15 protein-coding genes are annotated in these 14,296 nt (G+C 62.6%); 13 read left to right on the top strand and 2 right to left on the bottom strand.

Going from position 1 to position 14,296, the window contains the following annotated elements; translation table 11 throughout:
- The first annotated feature begins 124 nt into the window (after positions 1-124).
- The 11 genes from kdsD to AAGS40_RS01710 all read left to right on the top strand — a co-directional run bounded on the left by kdsD (position 125) and on the right by AAGS40_RS01710 (position 9,669).
- Positions 125-1,108, top strand: a complete 984-nt coding sequence (kdsD, locus tag AAGS40_RS01760; RefSeq protein WP_345812801.1) for an arabinose 5-phosphate isomerase KdsD — start codon at positions 125-127, stop codon at positions 1,106-1,108.
- On the top strand, positions 1,108-1,668 hold the full coding sequence (locus AAGS40_RS01755; protein ID WP_345812800.1) for an HAD family hydrolase: 561 nt from the start codon (positions 1,108-1,110) through the stop codon (positions 1,666-1,668). Before kdsD ends, AAGS40_RS01755 begins: the two co-directional genes overlap by 1 nt.
- Positions 1,665-2,264 (top strand): LPS export ABC transporter periplasmic protein LptC, encoded by a 600-nt coding sequence (gene lptC, locus AAGS40_RS01750; RefSeq protein ID WP_345812799.1) that lies wholly within the window; start codon positions 1,665-1,667, stop codon positions 2,262-2,264. Before AAGS40_RS01755 ends, lptC begins: the two co-directional genes overlap by 4 nt.
- A 30-nt stretch (positions 2,265-2,294) precedes the next feature.
- The gene (gene lptA / locus AAGS40_RS01745; RefSeq protein WP_345812798.1) at positions 2,295-2,966 is read left to right on the top strand and encodes a lipopolysaccharide transport periplasmic protein LptA; all 672 of its coding nucleotides are present in this window, start codon (positions 2,295-2,297) and stop codon (positions 2,964-2,966) included.
- Positions 2,963-3,748 carry an LPS export ABC transporter ATP-binding protein gene (gene lptB, locus AAGS40_RS01740; protein WP_345812797.1) on the top strand — a complete coding sequence of 262 codons (786 nt, stop codon included), beginning with the start codon at positions 2,963-2,965 and terminating at the stop codon, positions 3,746-3,748. Before lptA ends, lptB begins: the two co-directional genes overlap by 4 nt.
- Before the next feature lie 241 nt (positions 3,749-3,989).
- Positions 3,990-5,504, top strand: a complete 1,515-nt coding sequence (locus AAGS40_RS01735) for an RNA polymerase factor sigma-54 (RefSeq protein ID WP_345812796.1) — start codon at positions 3,990-3,992, stop codon at positions 5,502-5,504.
- 171 nt (positions 5,505-5,675) lie between these two features.
- The gene (raiA, locus tag AAGS40_RS01730; RefSeq protein WP_345812795.1) at positions 5,676-6,032 is read left to right on the top strand and encodes a ribosome-associated translation inhibitor RaiA; all 357 of its coding nucleotides are present in this window, start codon (positions 5,676-5,678) and stop codon (positions 6,030-6,032) included.
- 273 nt (positions 6,033-6,305) lie between these two features.
- Positions 6,306-6,821: a PTS sugar transporter subunit IIA gene (locus tag AAGS40_RS01725; RefSeq protein WP_345812794.1), complete on the top strand. Its 516-nt coding sequence runs from the start codon at positions 6,306-6,308 to the stop codon at positions 6,819-6,821.
- Positions 6,822-6,941: 120 nt separating this feature from the next.
- Complete coding sequence (hprK, locus tag AAGS40_RS01720; RefSeq protein WP_007179412.1) at positions 6,942-7,910, top strand: HPr(Ser) kinase/phosphatase; 969 nt, start codon at positions 6,942-6,944, stop codon at positions 7,908-7,910.
- 190 nt (positions 7,911-8,100) lie between these two features.
- The gene (gene rapZ / locus AAGS40_RS01715; RefSeq protein ID WP_345812793.1) at positions 8,101-8,994 is read left to right on the top strand and encodes an RNase adapter RapZ; all 894 of its coding nucleotides are present in this window, start codon (positions 8,101-8,103) and stop codon (positions 8,992-8,994) included.
- A gap of 39 nt (positions 8,995-9,033) precedes the next feature.
- Positions 9,034-9,669: an LON peptidase substrate-binding domain-containing protein gene (locus AAGS40_RS01710; protein ID WP_345812792.1), complete on the top strand. Its 636-nt coding sequence runs from the start codon at positions 9,034-9,036 to the stop codon at positions 9,667-9,669.
- 47 nt (positions 9,670-9,716) lie between these two features.
- Here AAGS40_RS01710 and mutY read toward each other — a convergent pair whose 3' ends face one another.
- Positions 9,717-10,841, bottom strand: a complete 1,125-nt coding sequence (gene mutY / locus AAGS40_RS01705) for an A/G-specific adenine glycosylase (protein WP_345812791.1) — start codon at positions 10,839-10,841, stop codon at positions 9,717-9,719.
- A 6-nt stretch (positions 10,842-10,847) separates the two neighbouring features.
- Positions 10,848-11,678 (bottom strand): bifunctional DNA-formamidopyrimidine glycosylase/DNA-(apurinic or apyrimidinic site) lyase, encoded by an 831-nt coding sequence (mutM, locus tag AAGS40_RS01700; RefSeq protein ID WP_345812790.1) that lies wholly within the window; start codon positions 11,676-11,678, stop codon positions 10,848-10,850.
- Positions 11,679-11,765: 87 nt separating this feature from the next.
- Here mutM and AAGS40_RS01695 point away from each other — a divergent pair, with 87 nt between their 5' ends.
- Complete coding sequence (locus tag AAGS40_RS01695) at positions 11,766-13,607, top strand: tetratricopeptide repeat protein (protein ID WP_345812789.1); 1,842 nt, start codon at positions 11,766-11,768, stop codon at positions 13,605-13,607.
- Positions 13,607-14,239: a lipoprotein insertase outer membrane protein LolB gene (gene lolB, locus AAGS40_RS01690; RefSeq protein ID WP_345812787.1), complete on the top strand. Its 633-nt coding sequence runs from the start codon at positions 13,607-13,609 to the stop codon at positions 14,237-14,239. The genes AAGS40_RS01695 and lolB overlap by 1 nt, the downstream gene beginning before the upstream one ends.
- Positions 14,240-14,296: the final 57 nt, after the last annotated feature.

Below are 14,296 nucleotides of genomic sequence, written 5' to 3'. Positions count from 1 at the left end.
GCGGAACCGCGCACGCAAACCGCCGTGCGACAAGGTTGAGGGGCCGTTAAGACAGCAGTAAAGAGAGCAGCTTGGCACAGCAGGCCCGGCGCGGCGAACAGGCGCCTTTTGCTATACTCCGCGAATGATAGCGAAAATCAATGGCGACCGGGCACTTGCGCTCGCTCGTGACGTGCTCGACATCGAAGCGGACGCCGTGCGCGCGCTTCGCGATCAACTCGACGAGGGTTTCGTCGGGGCGGTCGATTTCATCCTGGGGTGCCGTGGGCGCGTGGTGGTTTCCGGCATCGGCAAATCCGGTCACGTGGCACGCAAGCTCGCGGCCACGCTGGCGAGCACCGGCACGCCGGCTTTCTTCGTGCATCCCGCCGAAGCGAGCCACGGCGATCTCGGCATGGTGACCTCGGACGACGTCTTTATCGCCCTCTCCAATTCAGGTGAAACCGAAGAACTCGTGGCGATTCTGCCGCTGATCAAGCGGCTCGGCGCGAAGCTGATTGCAATGACCGGACGCCCGTCGTCGAGTCTCGCACAACTGGCCGATGTCCATCTGAATTCCGCGGTCTCGAAAGAAGCTTGCCCGATGAATCTCGCACCCACTGCCAGCACCACCGCCGCGCTCGCGCTCGGCGATGCGCTCGCAGTCGCGGTGCTCGACGCGCGCGGCTTCGGCCGTGACGATTTCGCGCGCTCGCATCCGGGCGGCGCGCTCGGCCGGCGTCTCCTGACCTATGTTCGCGACGTGATGCGCACGGGCGACCAGGTGCCGAAGGTCACAACGGAGGCCACCGTGCGCGACGCGTTGTTCCAGCTGACCGCCAAGCGCATGGGCATGACGGCGATCGTCGATCATCAGGACCGCGTGGCCGGCATTTTCACCGACGGCGACCTGCGCCGCGTGCTCGAACGCGATGGCGACTTCCGCGCGTTGTCGATCGCTTCGGTCATGACCGCTGGTCCGCGCACCATCGGTCCGGACCAGCTCGCGGTGGAAGCCGTGGAACTGATGGAGCGCCACCGCATCAATCAGATGCTGGTCGTCGACGAAGCAGGCACGCTGATCGGCGCACTCAATATGCACGACCTGTTCTCGAAGAAGGTGATCTGATGGCTTCCGTGTCCCTGTCCGCTACTGAACGCGCAAGCCGCGTGAAGATGATGATTTTCGACGTCGACGGCGTGCTGACCGACGGCGGCCTCCTCTTCACCGCGGAAGGCGACACCATGAAGGCCTTCCACTCCATGGATGGTCACGGCATGAAGCTGCTGCGCGAGGCCGGCATCGAGACGGCGATCATCACCGGGCGCAAGTCCGGCATCGTCGCCGTGCGGGCCAAAGAGATGAACGTCGCGCATCTCTATCAGGGCGTGCAGGACAAGCCGGCGGCGTTCGCCGACCTGCTCGCGAAGACCGGCCTCACGGCGCAAGAGTGCGGCTACATGGGCGACGACTGGGTCGACCTCGCCGTCATGCTGAAGGTGGGCTTTGCGGCCGCGCCCGCCAACTCGCATCCTGAAGTGATCGCGCGCGCTCACTGGGTCAGCGAGGCGCGTGGCGGACACGGCGCGGCGCGCGAAGTCGTCGACACTTTGCTGCGCGCACAGCACAAATACGACGCGCTGCTCGCGGCCGCGTGTAGCGGCGAACAGCGAGGCCTCGTCGGATGAATCAGTTTCGCCTGACTTCGCTGATTCCGCTCATTGCGATGGCGGCGCTCGCGGGCATCACCTGGTGGCTGCTTCAGGCTACGCTGCCGCGGCAGAACGAAGGCGTGGTGCGTCCCAAGGAGCACACGCCGGACTATTTCGCCGACAACTTTTCGGTTTCCGAACTCGATCAATCCGGTTCGACGCAATACCGGCTGACCGCCCAGTCGCTGATTCATTATGAAGACGACGAACTGAGCGATCTGGTCAAGCCGGCCATGCGCGCGTTCCAGCCGGGCAAGCCGATCGTCACCGCGACGGGCGACACCGGCACGGTGAACGGCGACGCTTCGATCGTCGATCTCTATGGAAATGCGCGCATTCTGCGCGCGCCCGGCAATGGCGATCCGCAGATGCAGGCAGATTCCGCGCATTTTAAAGTGCTGGTCAACGACGATGTGATCGAGACCGAAAAGCCGGTTAAACTTCAGCGCGGCATGTCGGTGATGACTGCCAGCGGCATGAACTACAACAACGTCACCCGGGTGATGCAACTGTTCGGCAATGTCAAAGGCGCGATCGCCGCGTCCGATGCCGGTGGCAGCTCGCCCAAGTAACCCGGGTAAATCCACTCCAGGCGTGACTGCATGAACGAATCGTTCCCCCGTTTTGAAACCGGCCGCTCGCGCGCCTTGTCCGCGTGCCGCGCCGGGCTCGCCGCACTGCTGGTCGCGTTGCCGCTCGCCGGCTTTGCGCCGCTCGCGCACGCGGACCGCGCCGACAAGGACAAGCCGCTGAACATCGAAGCGGACAACATGACGTACGACGACCTCAAGCAGGTCAACATCTTCACCGGCCATGTGGTCGCCACCAAAGGCACGATCGTGATCAAGGCCGACCGTGTCGAAGTGACGCAAGACCCGCAGGGTTACCAATATGCAACCGGCACGTCGAGCGGCGGCAATCTGTCGTACTTCCGCCAGAAGCGCGAAGGTCTCGACGAGTACATCGAAGGCACGGCCGTTCGCATCGACTACGACGGCAAGCAGGATCTGACCACGCTCACCACCAACGCGACCGTGAAGCGCCTGCAAGGCCTGTCCACCGTGATGGACCAGGTGCATGGCAGCGTCGTCACGTACGACGGCCAGAACGATTTCTATACCGCGAAGTCCGGCAAGGACGTTGCCGGTCCGGGCAACCCGACCGGCCGCGTGCGCGCCATGCTCGCTCCGCGCAATGGCGGCGCCGCGCCGCTGAACGGCGCGTCGGCCACGCTCGCGCCGTCCACGACCCTCCAGGGAGCGCCGAATCAGTGAGCACTTCAGCGTCCCTTCCCAATCGCAAGCCGGCCGGCACCAGTAGCTCGCTGGTGGTGCGCAATCTGAAGAAGCGTTACGGTTCACGCACGGTCGTCAAAGACGTGTCGCTCGACGTCAAAAGCGGCGAAGTGGTCGGACTGCTCGGCCCGAACGGCGCGGGCAAGACCACGTCGTTCTATATGATCGTGGGCCTCGTGCCGCTCGACGCAGGCGAAATCGATCTGGACGGCAAGTCCATCAGCCTGCTGCCGATTCATAAGCGCGCGTCGCTGGGTCTGTCGTATCTGCCGCAGGAAGCTTCGGTGTTTCGCAAGCTTACCGTCGAACAGAACATTCGCGCGGTGCTCGAACTGCAGCATGAAGACAACGGCAAGCGGCTCAGCAAGGACACGATCACGAGCCGCACTGAAGCGCTGCTCGATGAGTTGCAGATCGCGCATTTGCGAGAAAACCCGGCGCTGTCGCTGTCGGGCGGTGAGCGCCGGCGCGTCGAAATCGCACGCGCGCTGGCCACCAACCCCAGCTTCATTCTGCTCGACGAACCCTTTGCCGGCGTCGATCCGATTGCAGTGCTCGAAATTCAGAAGATTGTCAAATTCCTGAAGCAGCGCAATATCGGTGTGCTCATCACCGACCATAACGTGCGTGAAACGCTGGGCATTTGCGATCACGCGTACATCATCAGCGACGGCAGCGTGCTGGCCGCCGGCGCGCCGAGTGAAATCATCGAGAACGAGAGCGTACGGCGCGTTTATCTCGGCGAACACTTCCGCATGTAAGTGCGCAAAGGGCCGTCGGCGCAGTCCGGCGGCCACGGCCAGCTTGCCAGTGGACATTCCGGCCAGCCTGCTCGCCCGCTTTGCGGCGACTCCGTCGGCCCCTTCGCGGCGCCGCACATCAGCATTTTTGACCTGGGCACCACTGTGCCTGGCATGAGCAAAAATCGGGCTCACGCGTGATTGCGGCTGTCGCAATGTATCGCGGTCGTGGCAAACTCTCTACAATGAATCTCAATTTGCCATGAAAGCCAGTCTCCAACTCCGCCTATCGCAGCATCTTGCGCTGACCCCGCAGCTGCAGCAGTCCATCCGGCTGCTGCAGTTGTCTACGCTCGAACTGCAACAGGAAGTCTCCATGGCGATCTCGCAGAATCCGCTCCTCGAGAACGAGGACGACTGGATCGCGAGCCCGCTTCGCGTGGCGGCGGACGGCTCGCTGATCGCTCAGGCGCCTGGCTCATCGGCGCCGCCCGACCAGATGGGCGGCAACGTTTCGTCATCGTCCAGCAGCGGCGATCGCGCCGAAAACGGCGAACCCCAAGGCGTGGATGAATACAACGGCCTCTCGGGCGACGGTAACGGCGATGCTTCGCAGTGGAATCTGGATGACTACGGCCGCTCCGGCAACGCTTCCGACGACGACGATCTGCCGCCTCTGCAGATCCACGAATCGAGCACTTCGCTGCGCGATCATCTGATGGCGCAATTGCGCGTGACTTCGGCGGGTCAACGCGACCGCGCGCTGATCACCTTCCTGATCGAATCGCTCGACGACGATGGCTATCTTTCCGCCACGCTCGAAGAGGTACAGGCCGATCTGCCGGAAGAACTCGAAGTCGATCAGGACGAACTGAACGCCGCCCTGGCGCTGTTGCATAGCTTCGACCCGGCGGGTGTCGGCGCGCGCTCCGCATCCGAATGCCTGAGGCTGCAATTGTTGCGGCTTCCGGGGTCGCCCACGCGCACACTGGCGTTGGAGATCGTTGCGCATCATCTGGAACTGCTCGCTGCGCGCGACTTCACGCGTCTGCGCAAACACCTGAAGGCAAGCGACGACGATCTGCGCGATGCGCATGTACTGATTCGCTCGCTCGAACCGTTTCCCGGCGCGGCTTACGGCAAGGCCGAAGCAGACTACGTGGTGCCCGACATCATGGTGCGCAAAACGGCTCAGGGGTGGCAGGCGGAGCTGAACCCCGAGGTGGTGCCGAAGCTGCGCATCAATCACCTGTATGCCAATATTCTGCGCAATAACCGGGGGGACCCGGGCAGTGGATCGTTGCGCCAGCAACTGCAGGAAGCACGCTGGCTGATCAAGAATATCCAGCAGCGTTTCGAGACTATCCTCAGGGTCGCGCAAGCCATTGTCGAGCGTCAAAAGAGCTTTTTTGTGCACGGCGAAATTGCCATGCGCCCCTTGGTTTTGCGGGAAATTGCTGATACGCTGGGTTTACACGAGTCAACTGTCTCGCGTGTGACAACCGGTAAATACATGCTGACCCCATTCGGGACGCTTGAATTCAAGTACTTTTTCGGATCACACGTTTCGACTGACACGGGCGGCGCAGCCTCTTCCACGGCCATTCGCGCGCTCATCAAACAACTGATAGGAGCGGAAAACTCAAAATCGCCTCTTTCAGACAGTCGCATAGCCGAACTGCTGGCGGAACAGGGCTTCGTCGTCGCACGGCGTACCGTCGCGAAGTATCGTGAAGCGCTCAAGATTCCAGCAGTCAACCTGCGCAAGTCTTTATAGCGCGTCGCTTCCTGCGGCGGGCATTTACCGGCCGCTCCGCAAGTTGGCGGACAGGCCGGCCGACGCGACCTGCCAGAAGTCAGTCAACGGGGAACGACTCAGGCAAGCCGACAGATCGACCGGACCTACGTCATCGTGCGGACCAGGCGGCCACTAGCTTGGAGAAGCACTATGAATCTGCAGATCAGTGGACACCACCTCGAAGTAACGCCTGCGTTGCGCGAATACGTGATCACCAAACTGGATAGGGTGCTAAGACATTTTGATCAGGTCATCGACGGCAGTGTGGTCCTCTCGGTCGACAACCACAAGGAAAAGGAAAAGCGTCAAAAGGTTGAAATCAACCTGCATCTCAAGGGCAAGGACATCTTTGTCGAGAGCTGCGACAGCGACCTTTACGCTGCAATCGATCTGATGATCGACAAGCTGGATCGGCAAGTGTTACGCCACAAGGATCGTCTGCAGGGCCACGCGCACGACGCCCTGAAGTATCAGCCGGCGCCGCAACTGGACGTGCCGCCGCAATAGGGAAATTAGAGGGTTTTACTCATTTCTCGTGTAGTCGCCAAACCGCCCGCAACTGGGCGGTTTTTCGCTTCTGGGGCCCGTTTTCGCGCAGCTTCGCGACGCGTGGACTAAACCGTTAAAAACCTGTTGCGCATGGATGGCGCGCCGCACCATCGGTGGCAACCCTGTTCTATAATGTTCCGGTTACCATCGGGGTCTACCTGATTTTTACGGAAGTCGGCCGGAGTCCTGCATTTCTGAACTCCCAGGCATGTCACCGCGAGCATCAGTCGAATGGAACGCCACCCAAACGCCCCAGCGAGGAGCACCCAGGCCACGTTTTCGCCTGTCAACATGAATCGTTTAGCCAAATTTCTTCCCCTCGAGAACGTCGTCGTCGGACTATCGGTCACCAGCAAGAAGCGCGTGTTCGAGCAAGCGGGCCTGATCTTCGAGAACCAGAACGGCATTGCCCGCAGTACGGTCACAGACAATCTGTTTGCGCGTGAGCGCCTCGGGTCCACCGGGCTCGGCGAAGGCGTTGCCATTCCGCATGGCCGGATCAAAGGCCTGAAGCAACCGCTCGCTGCATTCGTGCGTCTTGCTGAACCCATCCCCTTCGAATCGCCCGACGGTCAGCCGGTCTCATTGCTGATCTTTCTGCTCGTGCCGGAACAGGCCACGCAGCAGCACCTCGAAATCCTCTCGGAAATTGCGCAATTGCTGTCCGATCGCGAGGCTCGCGAGCGTCTTCATACAGAAGAAGACCGTGAAGCATTGCATCGCCTGCTCACTCAGTGGCAACCTTGATGCATCGGCGGTTATCCGCACGCCGGTTAGCCGCATGCCGCTCACGCGCGCGCATGCGGTAACGTCAGGCAAGCGGCGGCGCTTGCCTGGCAAAGCGGCCCACACTGGAGTCACTGACTCATGGATACGTCCAGCATCAACGCCCAAAGCATTTTCGACGATAATGCAGCCACACTCAAACTGAGCTGGCTGACAGGGCATGAAGGCTGGGAACGCGGCTTTTCTTCGGAATCGGTCGCCAATGCCACGTCGAGCGCCGACCTTGTCGGCCACTTGAACCTGATCCACCCGAACCGGATCCAGGTGCTGGGCGACGCCGAAATCGACTACTACAAACGCCAGACGGACGAAGACCGCTCGCGCCACATGGCGGAGCTGATCGCGTTGGAACCGCCGTTCCTGGTGGTGGCGGGCGGCGTCGCGGCACCGCCGGAACTGGTGCTGCGTTGCACGCGCTCCTCCACGCCGCTTTTCACCACGCCCATGTCAGCCGCCGCGGTGATCGACAGCCTGCGGCTCTACATGTCGCGCATTCTGGCGCCACGTGCCACGCTGCATGGCGTATTTCTCGACATTCTCGGCATGGGCGTGCTGCTCACCGGCGACTCAGGCCTTGGCAAAAGTGAGCTCGGTCTTGAGTTGATCAGCCGCGGCCACGGCCTCGTGGCCGACGACGCGGTGGACTTCGTGCGTCTGGGCCCTGACTTCGTCGAGGGGCGCTGCCCGCCGCTTCTGCAGAATCTGCTGGAAGTACGTGGACTGGGCCTGCTGGACATCAAAACGATTTTTGGTGAAACGGCTGTCCGGCGGAAAATGAAACTGAAGTTGATCGTGCAACTGGTACGCCGTCCTGACGGTGAATTCCAGCGGCTGCCGCTGGAAAGCCAGACCGTCGACGTACTCGGCCTGCCGATCAGCAAGGTCACGATCCAGGTGGCGGCCGGCCGGAACCTCGCGGTGCTCGTGGAAGCCGCCGTGCGTAACACAATCCTGCAATTGCGCGGTATCGACACGTTGCGCGACTTCATGGATCGCCAGCGTCTGGCGATGCAGGACCCGGACAGCCAGTTCCCCGGCAAGCTGATCTGATCGTGCGACGCTCGCGGCGCTCCCAGTGCCCGCAGCGATCGCCTGACCCGGAAAAAGCGCATGAACGGCCTTGCCCCAACAGGCCGGAGCGCCCCGCTCAACGCGCCTTACGTGCGACCGTCAAAGCTGGCGAGCCGGTACGCGCACGCGGGCCAGATGCTATGATGAAACGTACACATCTCTCGACTCCATGCGCATAATCCTGATCACCGGTATATCCGGCTCCGGCAAGTCAGTTGCTCTGAACGCGCTTGAAGACGCGGGCTATTACTGCGTCGACAATCTGCCGCCGCGCTTTCTCCCGGAACTCGCCGCCTATCTCGCCGAAGACGGCCAGGAGCGCCTCGCGGTCGCGATCGATGCGCGTTCCAGCGCGTCGCTCGACGAAATGCCCGCGATGATCCGCGACCTGTCCCGCTCCCACGATGTTCGCGTTCTGTTCCTGAATGCCAGCACGCAGGCGCTGATTCAACGCTTCTCCGAAACGCGCCGCCGCCACCCGCTCTCAGGCTCCACTGCGTATGATGCCGATGTCGGCCTGCTCACGTCGCTTGCCGAAGCGATCGAACGTGAACGCGAACTCGTTGCAGGCCTTGCCGAGTTCGGCCAGCAGATCGACACCAGCAATCTGCGCGCAAACGTGTTGCGCGCATGGGTCAAGCGTTTCATCGAACAGGAGTCGGCGGGACTCGTGCTGATGTTCGAATCGTTCGGATTCAAGCGCGGCGTGCCGCTCGACGCCGATTTCGTTTTCGACGTACGCACGCTGCCCAACCCGTACTACGATCGTGAATTACGGCCTCTTACGGGCCTCGACAAACCGGTAGTGGATTTTCTCGATGCGCTGCCCGTCGTGCATGAAATGATCAGCGACATCGAAGCGTTTCTCGCCAAATGGCTGCCGCATTTCCGTGACGACAACCGCAGTTATCTGACGGTCGCGATCGGTTGCACGGGTGGGCAGCATCGCTCGGTGTTCATTGCCGAGACGCTCGCCGCGCGTCTCGCATCGGCGGCGAATGTGATTGTGCGGCACCGCGATGCGCCGGTGGACCCCAGCGCATCCTCGAAGTTAGTGGCTTAACCGGCCGCGTCGCGCGGCCTTAACTCGAAGCGTTGCGCCATGTCTACCACTTCTACTGTGCTTGCCGATGTGCCGCTTTTTCCACTGCACACGGTGCTGTTTCCCGACGGGCTCCTGCCGCTGAAGATTTTCGAAGCGCGCTATCTCGACATGGCGCGCGACTGTCTTCGGGAAAAAACGCCGTTCGGCGTGTGTCTGCTGAAAAGCGGCGCCGAGGTGGCGCGTGAAGACGAGCCTTCGGTGCCCGAAACAATCGGCTGTCTCGCCGAAATCGAAGAGTGTGATGTCGAAGCATTCGGCATGCTGCTGATCCGCGCGCGAGGCACGAAGCGCTTTCGCCTGCTGTCGCATCGTGTGGAATCCAGCGGTTTGCTGGTCGGCATGGCGGACCCGCTCGGTGACGACACGCCGCTCGAAGGCAACGAACAACTGGCGAAGTTCGGCGCGTGTGCTGAAGTACTGGAGCGGATCATCGCGACCATCCGTGAGCGCGACCCCGACAGCTTGCCGTTCGCCGAACCGTTCAGGCTGGACGATCCGTCGTGGGTGTCGAACCGTCTCGCCGAAGTGCTGCCGATCGCACTGCGCGCGCGGCAAAAGCTGATGGAACTGCAGGACGCCGGCGCGCGGATCGACGTGGTTCATCACTACATGCAGCAGCATCAGCTGCTATAAACCGCGGGCTCGCGCTGCGCCGCCCGGCCCAGTCAGATCGAATCAGATCAGATCAGCGAGCCTTGCAAACCATCCAGCAGTTTGCGCACCGGCGCGGGCACGCCGAACGAATCGAGATCGTCCAGCGCGACCCATGCGGTGTCGGCGTCGCCAAGCGCCGTTAGCGCGTCGATACCACGGTCCAGCTCGGTCATTCGCGGTTCGATGTCCAGCCTGAAGTGCGTGAACACATGCGTGAGCGGCGCGAGCCGCGACACCTCGCCGCCGCCGAAAGCACGCGCGCGCTTGGCAAGCGCGGCTTCATCCGGCGCTTCAGGCAGGCTCCACAGACCGCCCCAGATGCCCGAGGGCGGACGCTTCTCCAGCATCACCGCGTTGCCGTCGCGCAGCACGAGCATCCATGTACGACGCGTGGGCACCGTCTTCTTCGGACGCGCCGCGGGCAATTCACGCTGACGGCCGGTCACGTTGGCGACGCAGTCGGCAGCGAACGGGCAACGCAGACAATCAGGTTTGCCGCGCACGCATAGTGTTGCGCCGAGATCCATCAGCCCTTGCGTATAGGCGCTAACTTCGTCGTCCGATGCATTCGACGGCAGCAATGATTCCGCCAGCGTCCACATCCCGTTTTCGACTTTCTTTTCGCCCGGAAAGCCTTCGACGCCAAACACACGCGCGAGCACGCGCTTCACGTTGCCGTCCAGAATCGTCGCGCGCGCGCCGAACGCGAACGACGCGATCGCCGCCGCCGTCGAGCGGCCGATGCCGGGCAATTCCGCGAGTGCGTCGACCGATGCCGGGAACGCACCGCCATGCTGTTCGACCACCACCTGCGCGCAGCGATGCAGGTTGCGCGCGCGCGTGTAATAGCCAAGGCCGGCCCACAGTGCCATCACGTCGTCCACCGGCGCGGCGGCCAGCGCGACGACCGTCGGAAAACGCGCAAGAAACTTCGCGTAGTACGGGATCACCGTCGACACCTGAGTCTGCTGAAGCATGATTTCAGACAGCCAGATGCGATAAGGATCACGCGTGTTTTGCCACGGCAGATCATGGCGCCCATGCTGACGCTGCCATGCGATCAGCCGCGCGGAAAAATCGGGCATGGCGCTGCAGGCGGGCGAGACAGCGGCGGCGGACGAAGTGGAGGGTGCGGACAAACGGGAGGGCATTGAACTCTAACGCTGGCAGGTAGGGCAGAAATACGTGGAACGCTGTCCCTGGACGATCTGTTTGATCGGCGTTCCACACACGCGGCACGGCAAACCCGCGCGATCGTAGACGAAATAGTCGAGCTGAAAGTAGCCGCTCTCGCCGTCGCTGCCGACGAAATCGCGCAGCGTGCTGCCGCCCTTCTCGATCGCAGCGGCGAGCGTCACGCGCACGGCGTCGGCGAGCAGATCGTAGCGCACGAGCGAGACGCGGCCCGCCGCCGTCGTAGGACGAATGCCGGCGCGGAAAAGGCTTTCCGACGCGTAGATATTTCCCACGCCTACGACGATTACACCCGCCAGCAGCGCCTGCTTCACCGACACCTTGCGCCCTCGTGTAAGCCGATGCATGAGCGCGCCGGAAAACGCCGGCGAAAACGGCTCGACGCCGAGACTGGCAAGCAGAGGATGGTCGAGCACGTCGCCGGACTCGCGCGGATGCCAGAGGATCGCGCCGAAGCGGCGCGGGTCGCGAAAGCGCAAAATGAAGTCGTCGAAGATCCAGTCCACGTGATCGTGTTTTGCCGCCGCCGGCGGATGCGGCACGTGGCGCAGCACGCGCAACGTGCCGGTCATGCCAAGATGGACGATGAACCACCCGGCGTCGATTTCGAACAGCAGATACTTGCCGCGCCGTTCGACTTTGCGGACGACGTGACCACGCAAGGTTTTCGCAAGGTCGGCGGGAATCGGCCAGCGCAACGCGGGCGTGCGCACATCGACGCTCTCCACTTTGCGGCCGGCGACATACGGCTCGATCCCCCGTCGGGTAACCTCAACTTCTGGCAACTCTGGCATGTCTAACTGGTCTGCAACTTGCGTGAGTGGTTGTGCGCGTATTGTAGCGAGCGCGTTACAATCGTCCGAAACATTGAACGGATTTCCATGAACTTGTCCTTCGTGAAGCTGTTTTCAAAGCGCCCGGCTAGCGCATCCCGCGTGCCGCACACCGTGTCCGCCCGCCGGATGCTGGGTGCGGCCGCGCTCGCCGTCTGGGCGCTGGCGGCCGTACCCGCACATGCGCAGGACCCTTCGCCGGACTCCGATGACACGTCCGTCACGCTGCCCGAGCCGCTGGGTCCGGCCACGGCGGAAGATCAGAAGTCTTTGCCCAGCGTGCCGCTGACGAGCCAGATCGTTTTCCAGGTGCTCGCCGCTGAAGTCGCGTTGCAACGTGATCAGCCGGCGCCGGCCTATCAGACCTACCTCGCGCTCGCACGCGACACGCACGATCCGCGCATGGCGCAGCGCGCCACCGAGATCGCGCTGGCTGCGCAGAGCCCGTCGGACGCACTGACCGCTGCGCAGTTGTGGCAGCAGTATGCGCCGAGTTCGGAGCGCGCCGCGCAGCTGGATGCGTCGCTGCTGGTGCTCTCCGGCAAGCCCGACGACGCCGAGCCGCTGCTTGCGAACGAAATGACGAAGGTGCCGCCCGACAACCGCGGCAATGCGATCCTCGCGTTGCAACTGCTGCTCGCGCGCGGCCCGAATCGGGTCGGCGGCCTGCATGTGCTGCAAGACCTGCTGAAGAACGACATGAACCGTCCGGAAGCGCAGTTGGCGATCGCACGCCAGCAGCTTCTCGCAGACGATCAGCCCGGCGCGCGCAAGTCGCTCGAACAGGCGCTCACGCTGAAGCCCGACTTTTTGCCGGCGGCGTTGATGTTGTCGCAGATGGGTCCGGAGGAGCGCAAGGAAGGCATTGCGTCGCTCGAAAAATACGTGCAGCAGAACCCGAAGTCGCATGACGCGCGTCTTGCGCTTGCCCAGCTGTATCTCGCGAGCGACCGTCTCGACGACGCGCAGAAGCAGTTCGAGATCATGCACAAGAACAACGCGAACGATCTCACGCCGCTCATGGCGCTCGCGTTGATCAAGATTCAGCAGAAGAATTACGACGACGCACAGAGCTATCTGACGCAGTATGCGTCTCAGGCCGAAAAGACGCCGGGCGCCGATCCGGGGCAAGCGTATATCTATCTCGCGCAGTTGTCGCTGGAGCAGAAGAACGAAGCGGCGGCTAGCGACTGGCTGAACAAGATTTCGCCGTCGAGCCAGCAGTACGTGCCTTCGCAGATCACGCGCGCGCAACTGCTCGCGAAGCAGGGCAAGACCGACGACGCGCGCAGGCTGCTCGCCAATCTGCAGTCGCCCGATCCGCGTGACCAGGCGCTGATCGCACGCACGGACGCAGCAATCCTGTTCGACGCGAAGCGCTATCCGGAAGCCGAGTCGCGCCTGCAGCAGGCCACGGCCATGTTCCCCGACGACCCCGACCTCGCCTATGACTACGCGATGTCCGCGGAAAAGAACGGCCATTACGACGTGATGGAAGCGCAATTGCGCAAGCTGATCCAGACTCAGCCGGACAATCCACAGGCGTACAACGCGCTTGGCTATTCGCTCGCCGATCGCGGTCAGCGTCTGGCCGAGGCGGACAAGCTGGTCGAGAAGGCATCGTCACTGGCGCCAAACGACGCGTTCATCATGGATAGCGTCGGCTGGGTCAAATACCGGATGGGTGACACGTCGGACGCGATCAGGCTGTTGCGCAAGGCTTATGACATTCAGCCGAATGCCGAAATCGGCGCGCACCTCGGCGAAGTGTTGTGGAAAACCGGCGCACAGGATCAGGCGCGCGCCGCGTTCCGCGATGCACGCAAGCTCGAACCCGATAACGACACGCTCGTCAAAACGCTCCAACGACTTCAGGTGAACGATCTTTGATGCGCCTTTCCCGCTTAATTTCCTTTCCCCAGGCGCCGCGTGGCGCGGCGCTTGGCTTCGTAGCGGCGGCGGTTGTCGCGCTTGCCGGGTGTGCTTCGGTGAAACCACAGGGGCCGTCCACGTCGAACGCGGCGACCTCCGTCACCGCACAGACGAGCCGCAGTTACCAGGGCCGCTTTGCCATTCAGTACAACGACCAGAACGGCCAGCAGCGTAACGCGTACGGCAATTTCTCGTGGCAGGAAATAGGCGACACCGTGACCTTGCAGTTGCGCAACCCGTTGGGGCAGACGCTGGCGATCGTCACGTCGTCGCCGGCTTCGGCCACCCTCGAGTTGCCGAACCGTCAGCCGCTTACCGCCGACAATGTGTCCACGCTGATGCAGAACGCGCTCGGCTTCGCGTTGCCCGTCGAAGGGCTGCGTTACTGGTTGCAGCCGTCGCCGGCGCCAACGTCGCGCGCAAAGACGGAGAAAGACCCCGAACAACCTGCGCGGCTCAAGCAGATTACCCAGGACGGCTGGACGATCGACTATCTCGCGTATGCCGACGCCCCCGCCACCGGTGTGAAGCGGCTCAATCTGAGCCGTTCGGAACCGCCGCTCGACATCAAGCTCGTGCTGGATCAGTAACCGCGTTCACTCGCGCGTGCGGCCTGCCGCACTTTTAGCGCCTCGTGGCGCACGTAG

The organism is Paraburkholderia sp. PREW-6R, assembly GCF_039621805.1.
GTDB lineage: Bacteria > Pseudomonadota > Gammaproteobacteria > Burkholderiales > Burkholderiaceae > Paraburkholderia.
Note: the sequence above shows the minus strand (reverse complement) of the source record. Positions and strands in the feature narration are given on the sequence as shown.